Source organism: Hamadaea tsunoensis DSM 44101, from assembly GCF_000428945.1.
Lineage (GTDB): Bacteria > Actinomycetota > Actinomycetes > Mycobacteriales > Micromonosporaceae > Hamadaea > Hamadaea tsunoensis.
On record NZ_AUAX01000005.1, the window covers coordinates 156,085 to 178,646 of the forward strand.

Here is a 22,562-nt window from a genome sequence, read left to right on the forward strand (position 1 = left end):
GCGTAGACTGGCTCAACGGCGCACCGCGTCCCCTCTGTCATGCCTCCGGCGCTCGGAAGCTGACAGTGCCGCGGCTGGCGTGCACATTGTGAATATCGCATCCGCGGTATCGGCAATCACTGCGCGAGGACAACGTGTGCCAGCCATTACACCCGATGTCAGGTAGCGGAGGACATGCCGAAAAAGGACGGGGCCATCGAGATCGAGGGCCGAGTTATCGAGCCACTCCCGAACGCAATGTTCCGGGTCGAGCTCGCTAACGGCCACAGGGTCTTGGCTCACATCAGCGGAAAGATGCGCCAGCACTACATCCGCATCCTGCCGGAGGACCGGGTCGTCGTGGAGCTTTCGCCCTACGACCTGAGCCGCGGCCGAATCGTCTACCGCTACAAGTAACACGGCATCGGGCGTACGTGCCCGTGTCCAAAACCGGAGTAAAGGCGAACCGTGAAGGTCAAGCCGAGCGTCAAGAAGATCTGCAACAAGTGCCGCGTCATCCGTCGGCACGGCCGGGTCATGATCATTTGTGACGACCCGCGCCACAAGCAGCGCCAGGGCTGAGCCCGACGCGCAGATCTCGCGCAGCAGTTCAACAGCACAAGCTCGTCCCGGCCGCGGGGACGTCCCATTGTGGGAAACTCTCGTGGCCTACCCCCGGTCGGAGGCCGGGGCCCGATCCGGGCAGATCGGGATGGGGGCAGGCATAGACCTCCGCCACGATTGAGGAGAAAGCCCGCACATGGCACGTCTCGTCGGCGTGGATCTCCCGCGCGAAAAGCGCATGGAGATCGCGCTCACCTACATCTTCGGCATCGGCCGGACCCGCGCGATGGAGTGCCTCGCCGCGACTGGTATCGACCCGAACAAGCGCGCCAAGGACCTGACCGATGACGAGGTCGTCCAGCTGCGTGATCACATCGAAGCGAGCTTCAAGGTAGAAGGGGACCTGCGCCGCGAGGTCCAGGCTGACATTCGCCGCAAGGTGGAGATCGGCTGCTACCAGGGCATCCGGCACCGCAAGGGGCTGCCCGTCCGTGGGCAGAGCACGCGTACCAACGCGCGTACCCGCAAGGGTCCCAAGCGCACCGTGGCCGGCAAGAAGAAGCCCGGCAAGAAGTAGCAGACCAGATCTCGATAAGGAGCGCATAAAGCTATGCCGCCGAAGGCACGCGCTGGGGCCGCAGTCAAGAAGGTCCGGCGTAAGGAACGTAAGAACGTCTCCCACGGGCAGGCGCACATCAAGAGCACCTTCAACAACACCATCGTGTCCATCACGGACCCGACCGGTGCTGTGATCTCCTGGGCCTCCGCCGGCCAGGTGGGTTTCAAGGGCTCGCGCAAGTCGACCCCGTTCGCCGCGCAGCTGGCCGCCGAGGCCGCCGCTCGCCGGGCGATGGAGCACGGCATGCGCAAGGTCGACGTCTTCGTCAAGGGCCCGGGTTCGGGCCGTGAGACCGCCATCCGTTCGCTGACCGCCGCCGGTCTCGAGGTCGGAGTCATCTCCGACGTCACGCCGCAGCCGCACAACGGATGCCGTCCGCCGAAGCGTCGCCGGGTCTAAGGGAGAGATAGAGAGATGGCTCGTTACACCGGCGCCGATTGCCGCCGCTGCCGTCGCGAAAAGACCAAGCTGTTCCTCAAGGGCAGCAAGTGCGACGGGCCGAAGTGCCCGTTCGAGTCCCGGCCGTTCCCGCCCGGGCAGCACGGTCGCGGCCGCACCAAGGACACCGAGTACCTGCTGCAGCTTCGCGAGAAGCAGAAGGCCCGCCGCATCTACGGCGTGCTGGAGAAGCAGTTCCGTACGTACTACGAAGAGGCCAACCGCAAGTCGGGCAAGACGGGTGAGGTTCTGCTGCAGATCCTCGAGTCGCGTCTGGACAACGTGGTCTACCGGGCCGGCTACGCCAAGTCCCGTGACCACGCCCGCCAGCTGGTCAAGCACGGCCACTTCGTGGTGAACAGCAAGAAGGTCGACATCCCGTCGTATCGCGTCACCGACCACGACATCGTCGAGGTCCGTGAGAAGTCGCGGGAGCTGACCCCGTTCCAGGTCGCGCAGGGCGAGGCCGGCAGCCGCACCGTTCCGGCGTGGCTCGAGGCGATCCCCACGCAGCTGAAGATCCTCGTTCACTCGCTTCCGGCCCGGGGTGCCATCGACACCCAGGTCCAGGAGCAGCTGATCGTCGAGCTCTACTCCAAGTAGGGGCTCACCGGCCGGCGCACACGAGTGTGCGCCGGCCGCACCTGTCAGCAGACGTCAAATAGCGGGCGTCTCGGCATCCAAGGAGAAGTAAGTGCTCATCACCCAGCGGCCGGCTCTCACGGAAGAGTCGATCAGCGAGACCCGCTCCCGGTTCACCATCGAACCGCTGGAGCCGGGCTTCGGCTACACGCTCGGCAACTCGCTGCGGCGTACGCTGCTCAGCTCGATCCCGGGCGCGGCCGTCACCAGCATCAAGGTCGACGGCGTGCTGCACGAGTTCACCACGATCCCCGGTGTCAAGGAGGACGTGGTCGAGCTGGTCATGAACGTCAAGGAGCTGTCGGTCAGCTCCGAGCACGACGAGCCGGTCAGCATGTACCTGCGCAAGCAGGGCCCGGGCGACGTCACGGCGGGCGACATCCAGCCGCCGGCCGGCGTCTCGGTGCACAACCCGGATCTGAAGCTCGCGACGCTGAACAGCAAGGGCCGGCTCGACATGGAGCTGACCGTCGAGCGTGGTCGCGGCTACGTCACGGCCGCCCAGAACAAGCAGGGCGGCGCGGAGATCGGCCGGATTCCGGTCGACTCGATCTACTCGCCGGTGCTGAAGGTGACCTACCGCGTCGAGGCGACCCGTGTCGAGCAGCGTACGGACTTCGACCGGCTGATCATCGACGTCGAGACCAAGGCGTCGATCTCGCCGCGTACGGCGCTGGCCTCGGCCGGCTCGACGCTCGTCGAGCTGTTCGGCCTGTGCCGCGAGCTGGACGAGACCGCCGAGGGCATCGACATCGGCCCGTCGCCGCAGGACGCGCAGCTCGCTGCCGACCTGGCGCTGCCGATCGAGGAGCTGGACCTCACCGTCCGGTCGTACAACTGCCTCAAGCGCGAGGGCATCAACACCGTTGGTGAGCTCATCGGGCGTACGGAGGCGGACCTGCTCGACATAAGGAATTTCGGGCAGAAGTCGATCGACGAGGTCAAGATGAAGCTGGCCGGTATGGGGCTGGGCCTGAAGGACTCGGCGCCCAACTTCGACCCGGCGAACGTCGTCGACTCCTTCGGCGACACCGCCTACGACGACGACTCCGACTCGGACGCCGACGTCGACGACTACCGCGAGACCGAGCAGCTCTAAAGCGCTGCCGCCACCACACAGGGAGCAGAACCATGCCCACGCCCACCAAGGGCCCCCGCCTCGGCGGCAGCCCCGCGCACGAGCGGCTGATGCTCGCCAACCTGGCGACTTCGCTGTTCAAGCACGGCCGCATCACCACGACGGAGACCAAGGCCAAGCGGCTGCGCCCGCTGGCCGAGCGTCTGGTGACCTTCGCGAAGCGCGACGACCTCGCCGCCCGGCGCCGAGTCCGTCGCGTGATCCGCGAGAAGGACACCTTCGTGGAGCTCTTCGAGACGATCGCGCCGCGGTACACGAACCGCCCCGGTGGTTACACCCGCATCGTGAAGGTCGGCCCCCGCAAGGGCGACGCCGCTCCGATGGCGATCATCGAGCTGGTCGAGGAGCTGGAGGTCGCGGCCGTCAACACCAAGACCGAGAAGCGCAAGGCCGCCAAGGCCGACGTCGTGGCCGCCCTCGCGGGTGACACCGACGACGCGCCGGCCGCCAAGGCCGCGGTCGCGGCGGACGAGGCCGAGGTCACCGACGCGGAGACCGCCGCCGAGGTCGAGGCCATCGAGGCCGAGGCCGACGAGAAGAAGTAAGACACCACCGTCAGCGGGTCGTCCATTCCGGACGGCCCGCTGACGTCTTTCCGGGAGTCGCCCAGCATGGCCAGGATCAGGCTCGACATCTCCTACGACGGCACCGACTTCTCCGGCTGGGCCGCGCAGCCCACTCGGCGTACGGTCGCGGGGGTGCTGCAGGCCGAGCTCGATCGCATCCTCGGCGCCGGGAACGCCACCGGCCTCACGGTCGCGGGGCGTACGGACGCGGGCGTTCACGCCACCGGCCAGGTCAGCCACATCGATCTCCCGGACCCTGTCTGGTCCGCCGTGGAGACCACCGTCGTGCGCCGCCTGTCCGGGCTGCTTCCGCCCGATGTCCGCGTACGCGCCGCGTACCGGGTCGACGACGCCTTCGACGCCCGGTTCTCGGCGCTGTTCCGGCGGTACGAGTACCGGGTGACGGACGCGCCCTTCGGGGCGGAGCCGCTGCGCCGCCGCGACACCCTCGCCTGGCCCCGGCCGCTGGACCTCGACCGGCTCAACGCGGCGGCCCAGGGCCTCGTCGGGGAGCACGACTTCGCCGCGTACTGCCGGAAGAAGGAGCACGCGACCACGATCCGGCGGGTGACCCGGCTGGCCTGGCGCCGCGAAGCCGATGGGATTCTGATCGCGACGGTGCAGGCCGACGCGTTCTGCCAGCAGATGGTCCGGAGCCTGGTGGGCGGGATGCTCGCGGCCGGCGACGGGCGCCGCGATCCCGCGTGGCCGGGGAGTCTGCTGACCCGCAGGCAGCGCGCGGACGACGTGGCCGTGGTCGGCGCGCACGGCCTGACGCTGGTCGAGGTGGGTTACCCGACGGATCCGGCCGAGTGGGCCGAGCGGGCTACCGCGACGCGGCAGCTACGCGCAGCACTCTGAAGCCCTTCTGGCTGGCGTGTTTGACGGTCGGGAAGCCCTGACCGCCGAGCCAGTCCGCGAGCGAGTCGCTGCCGAGGTGGCGGGCCACGACGAGCCAGGCCGTGCCGTCCGGTGTGAGCCGCGGCAGCCAGTGCAGCAGCAGGTCGTGCAGTTCCGCCTTGCCCACGTGGATCGGCGGGTTGGACCAGATCTGGTCGAAGCGCAGCGCCGGGTCGACGTCGTCGGGCGCGGCCACCACGACCCGGTCGGCCACGCCGAGGGTCGCCATGTTCTGTTCCGCCAGCGCCCGCGCCCGCTCGTTGACGTCCACCGCGACGACGCGTACGCGGGGCGCGCCGACCGCCAGCACGCTCGTGATCGGGCCGTAGCCGCAGCCGATGTCGAGGAACGTGCCGGTCGCGTCGTCGCCGGGCAGGGGCGCCTTGCGCAGCAGCACCGCCGTGCCGGGATCCAGGCGATCGGCGGAGAAGACGCCGGTCGAGGAGGCCAGCGCGTACTCGCGGCCGCCGGCGCTGAACGCGATCTCCCGGGGCCGGGCGGCCGATCCGGGGGTCGGGGTGAAGTAATGATCGCCTGTCACGCCGTCATTCTCCCCGACCGCGATCGGCACCCTCGGTCGCACCTCGGCGGAACACTACTGGGGTATTTCGCGCGAGTCTAGCGCTTCGTGCCGGTGCGCCCGATTAGGGTGGTCGGTCATGGGTGCGCATAGGTACGCCGGGACCAGCCCGGACGGGGAGTCGCCCCTCAGAACCGCTCGACGGGTCGCCGGTGGTGATACCGGCCGCCCGGTACGCCGAGCCCGCCACGCCGACGGCCCGATCCGCCACGCCGACGGCCCGACCCGCCACGCCGACAGCCCGACTCGCCACGCCGATTCCGGTCCGGCGCGCCCGGTCGGCGGAGTCCGCCCGGTTCGGCGGCGTTCCCGCGGGGTGTCCGCACGCCCGCGCGATCTCCTCCTGCAGCCGACCCCGCTCGTGCTCGGTACGCATCAGGCGGCCTGGCTGAAGGCGAGCCTCGCGGCGACCGCGGCGGTCGTCCTGCTCATCGTGTGCGGCTTCGGCAGCTGGCAGATCCTGCGCGACGAGCGGGCCGGGACGAGTGCGGCCGCGCAGGGCGTACCGGTGGTGCCGACGGCGCTGCCCCGCGACATCACGTCCCGGCTGGCCGATCCCGCCCCGCTGACCGCGTCCGAGGTGTTCGGCCGCAAGGTGATCACGATCAAGCCGGGTGAGCCGGGGTACCAGGTGATCGGCGTACAGGCGGTCCGGAACTGCGCCTCGGTGGCCGACGGTCGCCTCGCACCCCTGCTGGCGGCCGGCTGTACGCAGGTCGTCCGGGCCACACTGCGGTCGCCGACGAAGGCGTACCTGGCCACGGGCGGGATCGTGAACCTGGCCGACTCGGGGGCGGCGAAGGGCGCGTACGAGCGGATCCACTCGGTCGTGGACGCGAAGCAGGGCCGGTTCAAGGGCTACGTGCCGACCGGTGCGACCCGGGCGCTGGCGCTGTCGTCGACGCATCTCGGCTGGGACTACCGGGGGCACTTCCTCGTCTACTGCGTCGTGGCCCGGGCCGACGGCCGCGACCTCGCCGACGACGACCCGTACGCGCAGCAGATCCTCTACGACGTCATCGAACTGCACCTGCTGGGATCGGTGGTGGAGAAGCGATCCGTCGTCCCGGTGAGCCCGGGCTCGGTCAGCTCGGACTGAGGGTCCGTCCCGTGCATCATTCGCCGCCGGGGACCCGCCACCGGTAGGGATTCAGCGCGCTCCGCGTACGCGGTGCAGCCGGAACGGGCGGCGCGTTTCCCTGGTCGCCGGGGTAGGCCGCGGGGGAGCGGCGGCCGTGGTGGCGTCGAGCTCGGCGAGCGGGGCGACCGGCGTGATCGCGACGATCATGCACTCGGCCGCCCAGCGGGCCACCACTTCGTCGGTGGTGCCGATCGCGTTGAGCCGCTTGCCGGCCAGCTGCGGGGCGACGGTCTCCCACTCGGTGTCGTTGCCGTGCAGCCCGCGCGGTTCGGCGGTGAAGGTGACGATGCTGCCCCCGTGATCGCCGCGCAGGGTCAGCCGCGCCGGCAGGCCGGCCTCGACCGCGTCGACGAGCCCGGGGACGTCCTGCTCACCCGGGCCGGTGACGATGTACAGCTTGCCGTCGAGGGGCATGCACCAGACCGCGTACGCGGGGCCGTCGCCGAACCCGAGCCACGCGACGGCGGCCTTCTTGGCGGCTTCCTCGACGAGCGGATGCATGTCCTCATCCTCACACACCACGCGATGCTCACACGCCACGCGGTTCGCGGACCGGGTGGTCGCGGGCGGATCGTCAGCGTACGCCGGCCGGGACGGGGTCCAACCCGTCGAGCAGCGCCACCGGCGGGCCGGACAGCTCCTCGACGTACGACGCCGTGGAGCCCGCGTGGACGATTCCGGTGGCGATGTCGGTGAGTGACATCGCCACCGGCCCGCGGAACTCCTCGTCGGACCGGAAGACGAGGTGTCCCGCGAGGTCGGGAGCGCCCAGACGGATCGCGTTCACCCCGAACGAGGTCGCGCCGGTCAGCTCCCGCGAACCGCCGTCGCCTATGTAGACACTGCGCCGCGGGTCGGCCCACAGCGCGGCGAAGGCGGCCTGGTACATGTCCGGATGCGGCTTGCAGACGCCCATGTGGACGGAGTAGATGGCGGTGTCCACCAGCCTCCCGATCGGCAGCATCGGCAGGATCTCCGGCAGTTCGTACCCGCAGTCGCTGACCACGGCGATCTTGTAACCGGCCGACCGGAGCAGGCGCAGCGCCGGTGCCGCCTCCGCCCGGATGACGGTGTCGTCCCGCAGTGCCACGATCCGCGCCTGATGGGCGGCTCTCAGCCGGGCGTCGCTCACGCGCAGGCCGAGCTGCTCCGCGATCCACCGCAGGGTGTTGATCGGGCCGCCGAACGCGCCCCGGCTGCGCGGATAGAACGACGCGTCGAGCACGGCGACGAGGTCCGGCAGGGGACAACCGAGGATGCGGGCGACCCGCTCGTGACCGCGGCCGCGTACGCACGCGTGCGTCAGCGTGCCGAAGAAGTCGAACAGGACAGCGCGCTCGGATGCGACCACTCTTCAGTTCCCCCACACGCGTACCCGGAGCTGTGCCGGTGAAAATATGCAAGTTGCAGCGGACTGTCCGAGCGTAGCCAGGTGATCACGCGTCGTGCATCATCCGAATCGCCGACCGTTGTGCCACGGTCACGCTGCGCGCTCGGCGGGAGGCGGTCGCCGGTTCACCGGCCCGGACGCTACCCTCCGTCGCGTGAAGATCAGCCTCCGTACGGCCCTGGCCCTCGGCATCGCCGTGTTCGCGATCTCCACCTCCGGGCCGCTGATCGCGTACGCGGCCGCACCGGCGCTCGCCCTCGCGTTCTGGCGCAACGCCATCGCCACGACCGTCCTCGCCCCGGCGGCGGCGCTCACCCGGCGGGCCGAGATCACCGCTCTCCGGCGGGACCGGGAGATCCGTTGGAGCGTGCTGGCCGGCGTCGCGCTGGCCGCGCACTTCGCGACCTGGATGGCCGCGGCACAGCTCACCAAGGTCGCGACCGCCACCGCGCTGGGTGCCGCGGAGCCCGTCTGGGTCGGCCTGATCGCCGTCGTCCTCGGCAGCCGCCTCGGCCGCGGCACCTGGATCGGCATCATCGCGTCGGTGGCCGGCGTCATCGTGGCCACCGGTGCCGACCTCGGCGGCGGCTCGTCGCAGGCCCTCCTCGGCGACCTGCTCGCGGTCGCCGGCGGCTTCTTCGCCGCGGTCTACACCGTCCTCGGCGAGCGCGCCCGCCGCCGCGCGAGCACCACCAGCTACACCACCATCTGCTACGGGGTCTGCGCGCTCGTGCTCGGCCTCGGCTGCGTCGTGTCCGGCGTCCCCCTGCACGGGTACGCGGGGAGCGTGTGGCTCGCGATCATCGGCCTGACCATCGGTACGCAGCTGCTCGGCCACTCGATGCTGAACTACTCGCTGCACGAGGTGTCGGCGACGGCGGTGAGCGTGCTGGTGATGCTGGAGGTGCCCGGGGCGGCCCTGATCAGCTGGGTCTGGCTGCACCAGCGGCCGACGCCGCTGGCCTGGCTCGGCATCGCGATCCTCGTGAGCGGCGTGGCCTTCGTCATCCTGGGATCGGCCCGCGACCGGCGTCCGATCACGGCCAACCCCGAGCCCTAGGGCTGTGTGATCTCCAAGGACCGCTCCCAGACCTTGGCCTGGAACGCCGGATCGGTCAGGTACGCCTTCGGCATCGCGACCTTCCGGTTGTCGTAGTACGCCCCGTTGACCAGTTCACCGGCCGGTGCCGTGGCCAGGTAGACGAGCGTGTCCGCGCCCTGCTCCGGTGTGGACAGACCAGGTGCGATCCTGTAGAACAGGCGGGCGGCCGGCGTACCGAAGTTGGACTTCACGACACCCGGGTGGAACGAGAACGACAGCAGGTCGGGCCAGCGCCGGGCGGCCTCCGCGGCGAACGCGATGTTGGCCGATTTCGACGCACCGTACGCCAGCCACGCGCTGTACACGCCGCCGGCCCGATCGAAGTCGGTGGGATCGAGCGTGCCCCACGAGTGCGCCATCGAGGCGGTCGTGATGATCCGGGCACCCGGCCGGAATCGGTCGCGCAGCAGCACGCTCAGCAGGAACGGCGACAGATGGTTCGTCTGGATCGTCACCTCGTGGCCGTCGGCCGTGGTGTGCCGGCCCCGCGACACCGCCCCGGCGTTGTTCGCCAGTACGCCGATCCCGTCCAGCTTCGACAGTTCGGCGGCGGCTTCGCGTACCGAGGCGAACGAGGTGAAGTCGGCCCGGACGGTCAGCGGCGCGGGGCCGGTCGCGGCGTCGCGTACCGCCGAGAAGGCCGCGTCGAGACGGGCCGGATCCCGGCCGACCAGGGCGACCCGCCATCCGCGCCGGGCGAGCTCGACGGCGGCCGCGCGGCCGATGCCGGAGCTGGCCCCGGTGACGACGGCGGTGAGATCTTCCACAGTTGCGTTCTCCTCGGGCACGCCGGAAGGTTACCTTGTCGAAGTTACTGAACGGTTGCTCAGGTTTCGCGTCGAGGAGTGCGCATGGGTGCCATCGGTCGTCCCCGCAGGTCATGCCTGGCGGTTCCGGGTTCCAGCGTGAAGATGCTGGACAAGGCGAAGGGTCTGCCCGCGGATCAGGTCTTCCTCGACCTGGAGGACGCGGTGGCGCCGCTGGCCAAGCCCGAGGCCCGCAAGAACATCGTGGCGGCGCTCAACGAGGGCGGCTGGGCCGGCAAGACCCGGGTCGTCCGCGTCAACGACCTCACCACGCCGTGGACCTACCGGGACGTGATCGAGGTCGTCGAGGGCGCCGGCGCGAACCTGGACTGCATCATGCTGCCGAAGGTGCAGGACGCCGCCCAGGTGCAGTGGCTGGACCTGCTGCTGACGCAGATCGAGAAGACGACCGGGCTCGAGGTCGGCTCGATCGGCATCGAGGCGCAGATCGAGAACGCCGCCGGGCTGGTCAACGTGGACGCCATCGCGGCCGCCTCGCCCCGCGTCGAGACCGTCATCTTCGGCCCGGCCGACTTCATGGCCAGCATCAACATGAAGTCGCTCGTGGTCGGCGCGCTGCTGCCGGACTACCCCGGCGACCCGTACCACTACATCCTCATGCGCATCCTGATGGCCGCCCGCATGCACGACAAGCAGGCGATCGACGGTCCCTTCCTGCAGATCCGCGACGTCGACGCCTTCCGCGAGGTGGCCAAGCGGTCGGCCGCGCTCGGCTTCGACGGCAAGTGGGTCCTGCACCCCGGCCAGATCGACGCCGCCAACGAGGTCTACTCGCCTTCGCAGGCCGACTACGACCACGCCGAGCTGATCCTCGACGCGTACGCGCACTGGACGTCGGAGGCCGGTGGCCGGCTCGGCGCGGTGATGCTCGGCGACGAGATGATCGACGAGGCGTCCCGGAAGATGGCGCTCGTCATCGCGGGCAAGGGCCGGGCCGCCGGAATGGCCAGGACCTCGGCCTTCACCCCGCCGGCGAGCTGAACACGGTCCCGTCGTAGGTCGGCCCCGGGTCGCTGGGGAAGACCGCCACGCCCCACACGAAGAAGGCCACGAACAGCAGGACCACGGCGAGCATCAGCACGAAGCCGACCCAGCCCAGGATGATCGCGGCCAGCGCCAGCCCGTCGCCGTCCTCGCCGCGCTCGCGGATCTGGCGGCGGGCGACGTGGCCCATGATCGCACCCGCGATCCCGGCCGGCAGGCAGATGAAGAAGCACGCGATCGATGTGATCAGGGCGCCGATGGCCAGGCCGTTCGTCGGCCGGCCGGGCACCGGGACGTACGGCGGTCCGTAGGGCGAGGGCTGCGGGGTCGTCATGCCCGCAGGGTAAAACCTGGGGGCCACCGTTGCCGGGCTGGTGAGCGTGGACGAGTATGCGAGGTATGGATACTCCGGACCTGTTCTCGCTCGATGGCAAGGTCGCGCTGGTCACCGGCGCGGGCAGCCCCTATGGCATCGGCTTCGCGACGGCCCGCCTGCTGCGCCGGCAGGGCGCCAAGGTGGCGATCGTGTCGACGACCCGGCGCATCCACGAGCGTGCCACGGAACTCGGCGTCACCGGCTTCGTGGCCGACCTCACCGACGAGGCCGAGGTCGCCGCGCTCACCGACGCCGTACGCGATCAGCTCGGCGAGGTCGACATCCTGGTCAACAACGCCGGCCTCGCGAGCCGGGCCTCGCCGGAGGTCATCCGGCCGGTCGCCCAGCTGTCGGCGGAGGAGTGGCGTACCGAGATCGACCGGAACCTGACCACCGCGTTCCTGTGCAGCCGGGCGTTCGGCGACGGCATGGCGGAGCGCGGCTGGGGTCGCATCGTCAACCTGTCGGCCACCGCCGGTCCCGTCAACGCCCTGCCGGCCGAGGCCGCGTACGCGGCGGCGAAGGCGGGCGTGCTCGGCCTGACCCGGGCGCTGGCGATGGAGCTGATCGCCGATGGCGTGACGGTCAACGCGGTCGCGCCCGGCTTGATCCACACGTCGGCCTCGACCCTGGTGGAGCTCAAGCAGGGCTACGGCTCGCCGATGGGCCGCCCGGGTACGCCCGACGAGGTGGCCGGGGCCATCGCGTTCCTCGTCTCCCCGGCGTCGTCCTACATCACCGGTCAGATCCTGGTCATCGACGGCGGCAACAGCGTGCGCCAGGCGGCCTTCTGATCCGGCGGCCGGACACGGAAACGGCCCGCCGGGATCCGGCGGGCCGTTCGGAGCCCGTGGCTCAGCTGTTGCTGCTGTTGACGATGTCGTTGATCAGCGACTGCTGACCGCCCGACAGCGCCCAGATGATCAGCGCGAGGGCGATCAGGATGCCCACACCGCCGGTGATGATGCCGGCGAGCGCCATGCCCTTGCCCTGGCCGCCGCGCTCGGAGATCTGCTTGTTGGCGATGATGCCGAGGACCACGGCCACGACGCCGGCCAGCAGGCCGAGTACGCCGCAGCAGCAGGCCAGCAGGATGCTGCCGATACCGGTGGCCATGGAGCCGATCGCGAGCCCGTTGTTCTTGTTCGGGTCGGCCATCGGCGCGCCGTACGCCGGGTACTGCGGCGTGGCGCCGTAGGGGCTGACCGGCTGCTGGCCGTACTGCGGAGCGGGCGGCTGCTGCTGCGCGTACGGGTCGTACGGGTTCTGCGGCGCGGCCGGAGGCTGGGGTGCGCCGTAGGGATCGGCGGCCGGCGGCTGCGGCGCGGAGTAGGGGTCGTGGGCCGGCTGTTGACCGTACGGGTCCGGGTTGCCGGGCGGCGGCGGATAGGTCACGCGAAGTCCTTCCTTTCCGGTGCACGCCGGAGGTGTGCCAGCATCCGTCCGGCGGCACTGTCGATCTTCATACTACGAACGCGTCCAACGGGCGCGGCGCGAGGCCACGCCCGCTGGTGGGCGCTGCTCGGTGGCCCCTGGCCCCACGTGCGGGTCAGTAGGTCGTCGAGGACGTGTTGTTGGCGAGGGCGATGACGAAGACGAACCAGCCGCAGCAGGCGATGATCCCCAGACCGGTGATGATCCAGCCGATGATGATGCCGGCCTTGGCCATGCCTTCGCCCTGCTCACCGGTCTGCCGGATCTGCTTGAGCGCGACGTGGCCGAGGATCGCGCCGATGGGCGCCGTGATCCAGAAGAGCAGGCCCACGAGGGACAGGATCATGGAGACCAGGGCCATGGAGTTCTGCTGGGTGGCCGGGGCCGCCGCGTACGGCTGACCGTAGGGCGCGGGCTGGCCGTAAGGAGCCGGCTGCTGGGCGCCGTACTGCGGCGCGGCCGGGGAACCCGGCTGCGTGCCGTAAGGGTTGTACGGGTCGGGCTGCTGACCGTACGGGGGCTGCTGACCGTAGGGGTCAGGGTTGCCCGGCGGCGGATAGGTCATCGTCGGCTCCTGTGATTCTCGAACGAGCCCGCCCGGGCCGCTCTCGCGGCGGGCAGCCCTCCGGGGTGGCGTACTGGCGCAGGGTACTAGACGGGGTGAAGCTTTTCACAGAGGTAAAGGGCTCGTCCCACCTTCTCGGCGGATCGATTCCCGCGAGATACTCAAGCAACCTGAGTGACCGTTAAGTAACAAACTCACCCGGAGGGTACGCATGCCCCGCCTCGCCCGTACGCACGGCCTCACCGACGTTCAGGAATCGATCCTCGACACCGTGCGGGAGTTCGCCGACAAAGAGATCATTCCGCGGGCGCAGCGGCTGGAGCACGATGACACATATCCGACAGAGATCGTCGATGGGATGCGGGAGATGGGCCTGTTCGGGCTCATGATCCCCGAGGAGTTCGGCGGGCTCGGCGAGTCGCTGCTGACCTACGCCCTCGTCGTCGAGCAGCTGTCGCGCGGCTGGATGTCGATCAGCGGCATCGTCAACACCCACTTCATCGTCGCGTACCTGGTGGCCCAGCACGGTACGCCCGAGCAGAAGCAGCGCCTGCTGCCCCGGATGGCGACCGGCGAGCTGCGCGGGGCGTTCTCCATGTCGGAGCCCGAATGCGGGTCGGACGTCTCGGCGATCAAGACGCGGGCGGTCCCCGACGGCGACGGATACGTGCTCAACGGCCAGAAGATGTGGCTGACCAACGGCGGCTACGCCGGCGTGGTGGCGACCCTCGTCAAGACCGAGACCGGCGCCCCGACCGTGTACGGCAACATGACCACCTTCCTGCTGGAGAAGGAGCCCGGCTTCGGCGAGACCGCGCCCGGCCTGACCATCCCCGGCAAGATCGAGAAGATGGGCTACAAGGGCGTCGAGACGACCGAGATGGTCCTCGCCGACCACCGGGTGCCCGCGTCGGCTGTGCTCGGCGGCGAGATCGGCAAGGGCTTCTACCAGATGATGGACGGCATCGAGGTCGGCCGGGTCAACGTCGCCGCCCGGGCCTGCGGCATCTCGCTGCGCGCGTTCGAGCTGGCCGTCGCGTACGCGCAGCAGCGGCGCACGTTCGGCAAGGCGATCGCGGAGCACCAGGCGGTGGCGTTCAAGCTGGCCGAGATGGGTACCAAGATCGAAGCTTCGCACGCGCTCATGGTCAACGCGGCCCGGCTGAAGGACTCCGGCCAGCGCAACGACGTCGAGGCCGGCATGGCGAAGCTGCTGGCCAGCGAGTACTGCGCTGAGGTCGTGCAGGAGTCGTTCCGCATCCACGGCGGCTACGGCTACTCCAAGGAGTACGAGATCGAGCGGCTGATGCGGGAGGCGCCGTTCCTGCTCATCGGCGAGGGCACGAGCGAGATCCAGAAGACGATCATCTCGCGTGGCCTGCTCAAGGAGTACCGCGCCTGATCCGGGCGCCCGGTGCGGCGGGGGATAGGGTGAGCTGAACCACCGGCCCGGGGACGACCGGCCGGGAATGCGATCGCCCGGGCAGGCGTTGAGCATCGACGAAGACCCATTGCGCAATCGCTGACGAATCGGAGCGTGACATGGCGACCGTGGCTTTGACCGCCGCCAATTTCGACGAGATCACCACCAAGGACGAGGGCATCGTGCTGGTGGACTTCTGGGCGAGCTGGTGCGGGCCCTGCATGCGGTTCGCGCCGGTGTTCGACGCGGCCTCCCAGAAGTACCCGGACATCACCTTCGCGAAGGTGGACACCGAGGCGAACCAGGACCTCGCCATGAAGTACGGCATCAGCTCGATCCCCACCATCTGGGCGGTTCGCGACGGCGTGATCGTCTTCGCGCAGCCCGGCGCGCTGCCGGGCGCGGCCCTGGAGGAGCTCATCACCAAGGTGCAGGAGCTCGACATGGACATGGTCCGCGAGCAGATCGCCGCTCAGGCGTAGGCCAAACTCCCCAACAGACTCGGATCACGCGTCGGCGTGCTCGACGGGGGCTGCTTCGGCGGCCCCCGTCTTCGTGTCCGCGGCGGTCTTCGCGCCGTCGGCGGCCAGCCACTTGTCGACCTTGCGCTCGACCACGAACGACAGGAACGGGATGGTCCCCGAGACCATCACGCCGAGCGTGCGCCGCAGCGGCCAGTTCGTACGCCGGGCGAGGTCGAACGTCAGCGCCAGGTAGCCGGCGAACAGCCAGCCGTGGGCCGTGCCGATGACCTGCACCGGTACGGCGTTGTCGCCGAAGTACTTGATAGGCATGGCGACCAGGACGAGCAGCACGAGCATCACGCCGACGACGTACGCGGCGATGCGGTACCGGGTGTGTGCGCCGTTCATGAGCAACTCCGCGTGTCGGGGCCGGGAAGCCCGGTCCGGGAAAGGTCAGCCGGGGAAGTCGGCCGGCCGGGCGCCGGGGTTCGCGGCCAGCCATGCCAGTAGTCGGTTGTACTCCGCCAGCCGCGGATCGTCGTCGTCCGGGCCGGTCGCGGTGGCCGGAGTCACCGGCCGGGGGGCGACGACCGGCCGGCCGAATCCCTCCCGTGGCGCCACCGGGCCCGCCTTCGGTACGCGTCCCAGCGCGAGCCGGGCCTCCCGCAGCCAGATGAGGATCACGAAGACGCCGAACACCGGCCAGAGCAGCGCGTACCCGTAGCTGAGCAGGTTGCCGCCCATCGCCCGGGTCGTCTGCCACCAGGCGAGCCCGGCACAGGCCAGGACGAGCACGAACGCGAGCGCGTGCCGGCCGAGCCAGGCGGGGGTGAGCAGGGGTCGCACGCCCCCGAGACTACTCGGCCGGGACCGGGGTCTTCGGCACCATCACCCGGCGCTTGAAGATGCAGACCATCGTGCCGTCCTGGTTGTAGCCGCGGGTCTCGACGGTCACCACGCCCCGGTCGGGCTTCGACTCCGACTCGCGCTTGTCCAGCACGGTCGTCTCGCCGTAGATGGTGTCGCCGTGGAAGGTCGGCGCGACGTGCCGCAGCGACTCGACCTCGAGGTTGGCGATCGCCTTGCCGCTGACGTCCGGCACCGACATCCCCAGCAGCAGCGAGTAGATGTAGTTGCCGACCACGACGTTCTTGCCGAAGGCCGTCTGCGTCTGCGCGTAGTGCGCGTCGAGGTGCAGCGGGTGATGGTTCATCGTCAGCAGGCAGAACAGGTGGTCGTCGTATTCCGTGACGGTCTTTCCGGGCCAGTGCTTGTAGACCGCCCCGACCTCGAACTCCTCGAAGTACCGACCGAACTGCATCTGTAACTCCCTGCGCGGAGACGACGATGTCCCGGGGAACGCAATGAGCGGCGAGGCTCTTAGCACCCGCCGCCCACGCTCTTGAGAAATGATTTTGCCGGAATGTTGCGTGAACTGTATAGAGGATCGGCCAAGAGACCCCGGTCACAGAGCAGACAGATCATGGACGGTGACCGTCCGTGTCTGAGTCGCGGTGTGAGTGAACCCTTTCCAGCGCATCGAGGTGCGCCGGGCCGCGGCGGGCATATGCTGGCCTGTAGGAGGTCGCCATGCCGAGCCAATCCGGGGCTGGCCAGCGGTTACGTTCCGCTCCGCCGATCGCCTTCGAGCCGGAGGAGTGGGATCTGCTCACCCGGCTGCCCGCCAAAGTCATGATCGCCGCGACGTCGGCCGAGCCCGACAGCGACCAGCGTACGGTCGCCGAAGGTCTCGCCGGCATAGACGCCATCGCGGCCGGAGCCGTCTCGGACTCCGACCTCGTTCGCGCGGTGGTCGCCGCCATCTACGCCGAACTGGATCCCGACCCGCCCACGGCGGAGCAGTTCCGGGACCGCCACGCCGGCATCACCGAGGTCCTCGTGACCTGTCGCGCAGCCAGCCTGACCCTCACCCGGCGGGCCGACCCCGCCGACGCGGCGGCGTACGGGCAGTGGCTGCAGAACATCGCCGCACGCGTCTGCGGCGCCTCGCGTACCGGCGGGGTGTTCGGTCTGGGCGGCTCGCTGATCAGCGACGCCGAGCACACGTTCCTCGTGGACCTGGACCGGGCCCTGCGGCCTTGAGGACGACGCGGCCCTCGGGGGAAGAACTGCGACTGTGGCGCGACGCCGGGGACGACCCCGGCGTCGTGTTGCTGGACGGCTTCCACGCGCTCAAGCACGCGCTGCGCTTCGACGCGTACATCCGGGTGGCCCTGGCGGCCGACAAGCCCGCGGTGCTGGAGCTGGCGGCCTCCCTCGCCCCGGACCTGCTCACGGACCTGGACGTGCTGCTCGCGCCGGTACCGGCCGACCAGCTCCGCCTGCTCGTCCCCCGGCTGCACCCCACCGGGGTCGCGGCGCTCGCCGACCGGCCCGCGACGGGACTCGCCGCGGATCGCGCGGCGCCCGTCGTGCTCCTGGAGGAACCGCGCAACCTGGGCAACGTGGGCGCGGTGATCCGGCTGGCGGCGGGCGCGGGGGCCGCGGGCGTCGTCACCACCGGGCCGCTCGACCCCTGGCACCCCACCGTCGTACGCGCGGCGGCGGGCCTGCATTACGCGACCGCCGTGGCGGCGGCGGACCTCGACGACCTGCCCGCCGGCCCGATCCTGGCCTTCGACCCGGCGGGCGCGGACGTGCGCTCGGTGCCGGTGCCGCCGGGTGCCCTGCTCGCCTTCGGTTCGGAGCGCCACGGGCTGTCGGCGGCGCTGAAGTCCCGGGCGGACCACCTGGTGGCGCTGCCGATGCGGCCGCAGGTGTCCAGCTACAACCTGGCGACCAGCGTCGCCATGGCGCTCTTCCATTGGATGTCCTAATACCCGCATTTCGGTCATATGCCCGCCGCGACCTTGACGGGCGTACCCACCCGGGGGAGTGTGAACGCATGGCGGTAGCGGTGTCCTGCCCCCGCTGCGGTGGCCCGGTGCGACCGCCGGACCTCGTACGCTCCCATTGGCAATGCCACCAGTGCGGGCCGGTCCTGCCGTTGCACGTGGCCGAGCACATCGGCCCGGAGATCGTCCGGGGCGCCGCCGAGCGGGCGGCCGGCCAGGAGTTCCCCGTCTGGTGCCCGTGGCCGCTGCCGCTCGGCTGGATGGTCACCGGCGTCGGCTGGGTCGGCGACGACCGGACCGGAGTGGTCGCCTCGGTCGTCGCGTGCACCGGGCCGGCCTCGCTGATCTCCGGCCCCGCCGACATCCTCTTCATCGCCGAGGACCCCGGCGTCGGCCTGGGCGTTCGCTTCGCGGGCCGGCCGGGGACCGATCCCGGGCCGAGCATCGCCGACCTCGCCGCCTCCACGACGGCCCACGCGAAGGTACGCGCGGCGGGCCACCCGGCTCCGATGTGGGCACTCGACACGCCCGAGGACCGCAGCGCGTACGTGGGGGAAGCGCACGGCCGTTGGCTGTGGACGGTCGCGTGGCCGGCACCGGCCGGATATCTCCTGGCCGAGGACGTCACGCTGCATGACTTGAGTGATTGGGTCCCGGGTGGACTTGTTTACGGCGCCATATCGCCCTACCTGCTAGGCAAGTTCTGAATCATGGCCTGACCTGCGGGTTTTGCTTTAGTGGCGCGTCAGGCCAGGTTGTCGGCGAATGATTCACTGAGGACCTGGTAACTGCTACGCTAAGTTGCATCGCGGCGACTGGATGCCGCGGCGGAGGGGGAGTGGCCCACCATGGTCAAGAAGATCCTCGTCTGGGGCGGGATTGCCTTCCTGATCTTCTTCGTGGCTTTCCGTCCCGACTCGGCGGCAAACGTGGTGAAGTCCTTGGGCAGCACCATCATGGACATCGCCCAGGGTTTCGGCGACTTCTTCTCCAGCCTCGTCGCCTGATAGGGCGGGCGCACCCCCATGGCTGGGCCATTTGACGACGAGCCGGAAGGCCCGGATGACGAACCGGGCCGTCGTGACCACGACACCGAGCCGATCCCGCGTACGCGTGGGGAATCGGCTCGGGCGTCCGATGACGACACCGCCTTCATCGGCCGGGCCCACGTGGGCGCGGCCGCGGCGGGCGGCGGTTCGACCGGCTCCGGGTCCAGCGGTGGTGGCTACGTCCCGCCCGACGAATTCATCTCGGCCGACGAGCTCGCGGGGCTGAGCAACGCCACCGCGAACTCGGCCGGGCCGCGGCGCGTACTGCCGCTGGAGGACGAGCCGAGTTCGCTGGTCGCGCGCTACCTGTTCCCGACGGAGCGGTATCGCGGGGAATGGCGCAAACACTGGATCCACCTGACCAACCAGGTTCTGGTGGGTGCGGTCGCCACCCTCGCGCTCGGCTACCTGACCGGGTTCCTGGCGCACCAGAACCTCGGCAGCCTCAGCGTCGTCGCGGTGGTCATCTACGCGCTGGTCATGGGCTGGGTCGCCTGGAGCGTGGCGGACTGGTACTACGACCGCTTCATCCTGACCAACAAGCGGGTCATGGTCGTGCGCGGACTCATCACGCGGAATGTCGCAATGATGCCACTGCTGCGCGTCACCGACATGAAGTACGAGCAGTCCCCGCTCGGCCGCATGCTCAACTACGGCACGTTCGTGCTCGAGTCGGCCGGCCAGGATCAGGCGTTGCGCGAGGTCAAGCACCTGCCGAACCCGAACGAGCTGTACCTGCGGGTGGTCGAGGAGATGTACGAGCCGGCGGCGGTCGAGGCGCGGCTGGGCCGGGACGCCGAGGACGAAGCGTAGTCCCGTCGTTACTCCACCGGTAAACATCCATTCGGACTCTGGATACGCGGCCACGTATGTGACAGCCTGTCTTCCACAATGCGGGGAGGCGGGTGACGTCAGTTGGCCGGTCGGTCGGGAATGGAGGACGAGTTCCGCGAGTTCGTCGCGGCTCGCTCCGGCGCCCTCCTGCGTAGCGCGTACCTGCTGGCGGGCGACTGGGCCACGGCCGAGGACCTCCTGCAGACGGCGTTGACCAAGACCTACCTGGCCTGGAAGCGGCTGGGCGAGATCGAGGCCGTCGAGCCGTACGCCCGCCGCGTGCTGGTCAACACGGCGACCTCGTGGTGGCGTCGGCGCTGGCACGGCGAACGGCCGACCGAGTTCCTGCCCGAGCGGGCGATCAGCGACGCCACCGAGGAGCAGCTCGACCGAGATCTTCTCTGGAAACATGTCAAAGCTCTGCCGGCACGACAACGCGCCGTGCTCGTTCTGCGTTTCTACGAGGACATGTCAGAGGCACAGACCGCCGAACTGCTCAACATCTCGCCGGGGACCGTCAAGAGCCAGACCTCCCGGGCGCTCGGCACGCTGCGGCAACGGCTCACGGCTGAGGGTGTCCAGGTCCCGGGGATCACCGGACCGGCGGCGCCCGCCGAGACTTCCGCGCGCCCGGCCAAGCCCCGGGTGGCGACCCCGCGCCCGCGTCCGGCCGACGCCGTGGTGCCCGAACCGGTCCGCGCGGACAAGTTCGAGGAGAATCCGGTCGGCCGCAAGCCCCGGCCGCGGATCGCAGTCCCCGCACGGGACGGGCGATGACCGCCGTGCGTCCCGCGGAGCGCCTTCCCGGACAGGCCACCACCGAGGCCGACGCGGCCGCGGCGCTGCGCGGCCTGTTCGACCGGCAGGCCGACGCGATCCCGCTCGCCGAGGACATCGCGGGCATCGCGGTGGGCCGGGCGCAGCGCATCCGCAGCCGCCGCCTGACCACCAGCGGAATCGCGGCCACCCTGGTCTTCGTGCTCGTCCTGACCGCCGCGGTCAGCCTGCGGGCCTGGTCGACCGGTGAGGACCGCGACAGCCCGCTGCACGGCCTCGGCATGGCCGGCGACCCGCAGGTCGCCTTCGACCTCGAACCGTCGGAGTTCACCGCGCCCGTCCAGCCGGTCGGCATGCTCGTGGACGTACGCGTGGGCGACCGGCTCTGGGACGCCACCGAAGGAAAGTGGCGCACCCTGGTCGTCGACGGCGCCGACCTGACCGTGGTGCGTACGCGGCTGGGCTGGCTGGCCGGCGACGAGAGCGGGCTCTGGCTGATGCGTACGCAGGGGACGGCGGTCCAGCTCCTGCCGGGTGGTGAGCGCTGGACGGTCAACGCCGACGGTACGCAGATCGCCGCGGTCGCCGGCACCACGCTGCGGCTGGCCAAGCTGACCGTCACCGGGCTGCAGGACATCGCGAGCAGCACGGTCGTCGCCGGTGACATCCCGGTCGGGTTCGTGTCGACGTCGGTGCTGCTGGCCACGGCCGACCGGGGCCGGTACGCGATCTGGCGGCAGAACGGCGGTTATCGCAGCACCACCGGTTACGTGCAGCTGTTCGGCAGTCCCCGGTTCGACACGTTCGGCGTGGTCAGCTCCGGCGGCACCACCTGCCTCGTCCAGGCCGCCGCCGCGACGGGCCAGATCAAACTCCAGGCGTACGCCGGCTGCCACGAACTGCTCGGCAGCGGTGTCGAGCGGGCGGCGGTCTCCCCGGACGGGCGGTACCTCGCGAGCCCGTTCCCCGGTGGAATGTGGATCATCGACCTCGACCGGTCGGTGGCGTCCGCCGGCAAGGATCACAAGGCCGGCCCGACCTGGGTGGCCAGCTGCTCCGCCGACGGCACCGCCACACCGGTGTGGATCTCCACCGACACCGTCGTGGTCGGGGCCAACAACGGCTACGTCGCGTGCGGTGTGGACGGTGGCCAGCGGCCGATCGCGCTGCCGTCCGGCGTACCCGGCGGGGCCGAACTGGTGCCTATCAGGCGATGACCGGCCGCGCCGGTCGGGTAGCGGCGGTTTGAGGCGCGTCACGCCCTATCGTGGCGGATGTGAATGCGCAGCTCTTCGGCGAGATGTTCGTGACCCTGCTGGTCATCACCGATCCGCCCGGCATGGTGCCGATCTTCCTGGCCCTGACCGGCTCGCTGCCCGCCCGGGAGCGGTACAAGGCGGCCTGGCAGGCGGTCGCCCTGGCGCTGGGTGTGATCGTCGTCTTCGCGGTCGCGGGCCAGAAGATCCTGGACTACCTCCAGATCGATCTGCCCGCCCTGCAGGCGGCCGGCGGTCTGCTGCTCATCCTGGTCGCCCTGGAGCTGCTCACCGGCAAGGCCGACGATCCGCAGCAGCAGTCGACCTCCAACATCGCCCTGGTCCCCCTCGGTACGCCGCTGCTGGCCGGGCCGGGTGCGATCGTGGCGACGATGCTGGAGGTCCGCAAGGCGAACGACTTCGCCGACTATTCGGCGGTGGCCCTCGCGATCGTGGCCGTGATGATCGCGGTCTGGCTGGTCCTGCGCTTCTCCGGCACGCTGGTACGCATACTGCGCCCGGGCGGGATCGAGGTGCTGACCCGGATCGCCGGTCTGCTGCTGGCGGCCATCGCGGTGCAGCTGATGGCCGGCGCGATCGGACAGTTCGTGGACGCGTACCGGGCCTCGCGGGGGGCCTGAAGAGGCGGATGTCGTACC

The 22,562-nt window shown here is 70.1% G+C and carries 32 protein-coding genes; 22 read left to right on the forward strand and 10 right to left on the reverse strand.

All coding sequences use genetic code 11. From position 1 onward, the window contains the following. Nucleotides 1–174 precede the first annotated feature (174 nt). The 8 genes from infA to truA all read left to right on the forward strand — a co-directional run bounded on the left by infA (nt 175) and on the right by truA (nt 4,807). On the forward strand, nt 175–396 hold the full coding sequence (gene infA / locus G401_RS0110790; RefSeq protein ID WP_020520459.1) for a translation initiation factor IF-1: 222 nt from the start codon (nt 175–177) through the stop codon (nt 394–396). A gap of 51 nt (nt 397–447) precedes the next feature. Then, on the forward strand, nt 448–561 hold the full coding sequence (rpmJ, locus tag G401_RS0110795; protein WP_020520458.1) for a 50S ribosomal protein L36: 114 nt from the start codon (nt 448–450) through the stop codon (nt 559–561). Between the two features lie 178 nt (nt 562–739). Next, nucleotides 740–1,120, forward strand: a complete 381-nt coding sequence (gene rpsM / locus G401_RS0110800) for a 30S ribosomal protein S13 (RefSeq protein ID WP_027342531.1) — start codon at nt 740–742, stop codon at nt 1,118–1,120. 33 nt (nt 1,121–1,153) lie between these two features. Beyond that, nucleotides 1,154–1,561, forward strand: a complete 408-nt coding sequence (gene rpsK, locus G401_RS0110805; RefSeq protein WP_027342532.1) for a 30S ribosomal protein S11 — start codon at nt 1,154–1,156, stop codon at nt 1,559–1,561. Between the two features lie 15 nt (nt 1,562–1,576). Further along, nucleotides 1,577–2,203 (forward strand): 30S ribosomal protein S4, encoded by a 627-nt coding sequence (gene rpsD, locus G401_RS0110810; protein ID WP_027342533.1) that lies wholly within the window; start codon nt 1,577–1,579, stop codon nt 2,201–2,203. A 91-nt stretch (nt 2,204–2,294) separates the two neighbouring features. Then, on the forward strand, nt 2,295–3,341 hold the full coding sequence (locus tag G401_RS0110815; RefSeq protein ID WP_027342534.1) for a DNA-directed RNA polymerase subunit alpha: 1,047 nt from the start codon (nt 2,295–2,297) through the stop codon (nt 3,339–3,341). Nucleotides 3,342–3,373: 32 nt separating this feature from the next. After that, a complete protein-coding gene (rplQ, locus tag G401_RS0110820; RefSeq protein ID WP_027342535.1) occupies nt 3,374–3,925 on the forward strand; it encodes a 50S ribosomal protein L17 in 552 nt (183 codons plus the stop codon). 66 nt (nt 3,926–3,991) lie between these two features. Further along, complete coding sequence (gene truA, locus G401_RS0110825) at nt 3,992–4,807, forward strand: tRNA pseudouridine(38-40) synthase TruA (RefSeq protein WP_034591238.1); 816 nt, start codon at nt 3,992–3,994, stop codon at nt 4,805–4,807. On the opposite strand, the gene G401_RS0110830 is transcribed toward truA, so the two are convergent. Beyond that, nucleotides 4,773–5,387: a class I SAM-dependent methyltransferase gene (locus tag G401_RS0110830; protein ID WP_027342537.1), complete on the reverse strand. Its 615-nt coding sequence runs from the start codon at nt 5,385–5,387 to the stop codon at nt 4,773–4,775. The genes truA and G401_RS0110830 overlap by 35 nt on opposite strands. Before the next feature lie 118 nt (nt 5,388–5,505). Here G401_RS0110830 and G401_RS44785 point away from each other — a divergent pair, with 118 nt between their 5' ends. Continuing rightward, nucleotides 5,506–6,525, forward strand: coding sequence for a hypothetical protein (locus G401_RS44785; RefSeq protein ID WP_211240718.1), 1,020 nt, complete (start codon nt 5,506–5,508; stop codon nt 6,523–6,525). A 51-nt stretch (nt 6,526–6,576) separates the two neighbouring features. Here the strand turns inward: G401_RS44785 and G401_RS0110840 are convergent, their stop codons facing one another. Both G401_RS0110840 and G401_RS44790 read right to left on the reverse strand, forming a co-directional pair. Beyond that, nucleotides 6,577–7,068, reverse strand: a complete 492-nt coding sequence (locus G401_RS0110840) for a hypothetical protein (protein ID WP_034591240.1) — start codon at nt 7,066–7,068, stop codon at nt 6,577–6,579. Between the two features lie 73 nt (nt 7,069–7,141). After that, nucleotides 7,142–7,918 (reverse strand): HAD family hydrolase, encoded by a 777-nt coding sequence (locus tag G401_RS44790; RefSeq protein WP_064741733.1) that lies wholly within the window; start codon nt 7,916–7,918, stop codon nt 7,142–7,144. 193 nt (nt 7,919–8,111) lie between these two features. Here G401_RS44790 and G401_RS0110850 point away from each other — a divergent pair, with 193 nt between their 5' ends. Then, entirely contained in the window at nt 8,112–9,017 is a 906-nt protein-coding gene (locus G401_RS0110850; protein ID WP_027342539.1) for a DMT family transporter, read from the forward strand. Here G401_RS0110850 and G401_RS0110855 read toward each other — a convergent pair. After that, the gene (locus G401_RS0110855; protein ID WP_245601684.1) at nt 9,014–9,847 is read right to left on the reverse strand and encodes an SDR family NAD(P)-dependent oxidoreductase; all 834 of its coding nucleotides are present in this window, start codon (nt 9,845–9,847) and stop codon (nt 9,014–9,016) included. The genes G401_RS0110850 and G401_RS0110855 overlap by 4 nt on opposite strands. Nucleotides 9,848–9,910: 63 nt before the next feature. Between G401_RS0110855 and G401_RS0110860 the strand changes: the two genes are divergently transcribed. Further along, a complete protein-coding gene (locus tag G401_RS0110860; RefSeq protein ID WP_027342541.1) occupies nt 9,911–10,867 on the forward strand; it encodes an HpcH/HpaI aldolase/citrate lyase family protein in 957 nt (318 codons plus the stop codon). On the opposite strand, the gene G401_RS44795 is transcribed toward G401_RS0110860, so the two are convergent. After that, nucleotides 10,848–11,204 carry a DUF4190 domain-containing protein gene (locus G401_RS44795; protein ID WP_051366468.1) on the reverse strand — a complete coding sequence of 119 codons (357 nt, stop codon included), beginning with the start codon at nt 11,202–11,204 and terminating at the stop codon, nt 10,848–10,850. The genes G401_RS0110860 and G401_RS44795 overlap by 20 nt on opposite strands. Before the next feature lie 65 nt (nt 11,205–11,269). On the opposite strand from G401_RS44795, the gene G401_RS0110870 reads away from it, so the two are divergent. After that, complete coding sequence (locus tag G401_RS0110870; protein ID WP_027342542.1) at nt 11,270–12,040, forward strand: SDR family NAD(P)-dependent oxidoreductase; 771 nt, start codon at nt 11,270–11,272, stop codon at nt 12,038–12,040. A gap of 61 nt (nt 12,041–12,101) precedes the next feature. Here the strand turns inward: G401_RS0110870 and G401_RS0110875 are convergent, their stop codons facing one another. Both G401_RS0110875 and G401_RS0110880 read right to left on the reverse strand, forming a co-directional pair. Beyond that, nucleotides 12,102–12,641 (reverse strand): DUF4190 domain-containing protein, encoded by a 540-nt coding sequence (locus tag G401_RS0110875; RefSeq protein ID WP_027342543.1) that lies wholly within the window; start codon nt 12,639–12,641, stop codon nt 12,102–12,104. 154 nt (nt 12,642–12,795) lie between these two features. Further along, complete coding sequence (locus G401_RS0110880; RefSeq protein WP_027342544.1) at nt 12,796–13,245, reverse strand: DUF4190 domain-containing protein; 450 nt, start codon at nt 13,243–13,245, stop codon at nt 12,796–12,798. A gap of 211 nt (nt 13,246–13,456) precedes the next feature. Between G401_RS0110880 and G401_RS0110885 the strand changes: the two genes are divergently transcribed. After that, complete coding sequence (locus G401_RS0110885) at nt 13,457–14,647, forward strand: acyl-CoA dehydrogenase family protein (RefSeq protein ID WP_027342545.1); 1,191 nt, start codon at nt 13,457–13,459, stop codon at nt 14,645–14,647. Between the two features lie 140 nt (nt 14,648–14,787). Then, complete coding sequence (gene trxA, locus G401_RS0110890; protein WP_027342546.1) at nt 14,788–15,150, forward strand: thioredoxin; 363 nt, start codon at nt 14,788–14,790, stop codon at nt 15,148–15,150. A gap of 24 nt (nt 15,151–15,174) precedes the next feature. Here trxA and G401_RS44800 read toward each other — a convergent pair whose 3' ends face one another. Genes G401_RS44800 through G401_RS0110905 form a run of 3 tightly spaced genes read right to left on the reverse strand, consistent with a single transcriptional unit; the run spans nt 15,175 to nt 16,453 of the window. Next, nucleotides 15,175–15,540: a DUF3817 domain-containing protein gene (locus tag G401_RS44800; protein WP_051366470.1), complete on the reverse strand. Its 366-nt coding sequence runs from the start codon at nt 15,538–15,540 to the stop codon at nt 15,175–15,177. 45 nt (nt 15,541–15,585) lie between these two features. Then, the gene (locus tag G401_RS0110900) at nt 15,586–15,978 is read right to left on the reverse strand and encodes a hypothetical protein (RefSeq protein ID WP_027342547.1); all 393 of its coding nucleotides are present in this window, start codon (nt 15,976–15,978) and stop codon (nt 15,586–15,588) included. Nucleotides 15,979–15,988: 10 nt separating this feature from the next. Beyond that, nucleotides 15,989–16,453, reverse strand: coding sequence for a MaoC family dehydratase (locus G401_RS0110905; protein WP_027342548.1), 465 nt, complete (start codon nt 16,451–16,453; stop codon nt 15,989–15,991). A 269-nt stretch (nt 16,454–16,722) separates the two neighbouring features. Here G401_RS0110905 and G401_RS44805 point away from each other — a divergent pair, with 269 nt between their 5' ends. From G401_RS44805 to G401_RS0110945, 8 genes are all read left to right on the forward strand, one after another. After that, nucleotides 16,723–17,235, forward strand: coding sequence for a hypothetical protein (locus tag G401_RS44805; protein WP_051366471.1), 513 nt, complete (start codon nt 16,723–16,725; stop codon nt 17,233–17,235). Continuing rightward, nucleotides 17,232–17,969, forward strand: coding sequence for a TrmH family RNA methyltransferase (locus G401_RS0110915; RefSeq protein WP_034591242.1), 738 nt, complete (start codon nt 17,232–17,234; stop codon nt 17,967–17,969). The genes G401_RS44805 and G401_RS0110915 overlap by 4 nt, the downstream gene beginning before the upstream one ends. Before the next feature lie 68 nt (nt 17,970–18,037). Next, nucleotides 18,038–18,694, forward strand: coding sequence for a DUF6758 family protein (locus G401_RS0110920; RefSeq protein WP_051366472.1), 657 nt, complete (start codon nt 18,038–18,040; stop codon nt 18,692–18,694). Nucleotides 18,695–18,835: 141 nt separating this feature from the next. Further along, nucleotides 18,836–18,994, forward strand: a complete 159-nt coding sequence (locus G401_RS56690) for a hypothetical protein (RefSeq protein WP_169734171.1) — start codon at nt 18,836–18,838, stop codon at nt 18,992–18,994. 18 nt (nt 18,995–19,012) lie between these two features. Continuing rightward, the gene (locus tag G401_RS0110930) at nt 19,013–19,849 is read left to right on the forward strand and encodes a PH domain-containing protein (RefSeq protein WP_027342551.1); all 837 of its coding nucleotides are present in this window, start codon (nt 19,013–19,015) and stop codon (nt 19,847–19,849) included. 120 nt (nt 19,850–19,969) lie between these two features. Beyond that, a complete protein-coding gene (locus G401_RS44810) occupies nt 19,970–20,647 on the forward strand; it encodes a SigE family RNA polymerase sigma factor (RefSeq protein ID WP_034591244.1) in 678 nt (225 codons plus the stop codon). Beyond that, nucleotides 20,644–21,864, forward strand: coding sequence for a hypothetical protein (locus G401_RS0110940; RefSeq protein WP_027342552.1), 1,221 nt, complete (start codon nt 20,644–20,646; stop codon nt 21,862–21,864). Before G401_RS44810 ends, G401_RS0110940 begins: the two co-directional genes overlap by 4 nt. Nucleotides 21,865–21,923: 59 nt before the next feature. Further along, nucleotides 21,924–22,544: a MarC family protein gene (locus tag G401_RS0110945; RefSeq protein WP_027342553.1), complete on the forward strand. Its 621-nt coding sequence runs from the start codon at nt 21,924–21,926 to the stop codon at nt 22,542–22,544. Nucleotides 22,545–22,562 lie beyond the last annotated feature (18 nt).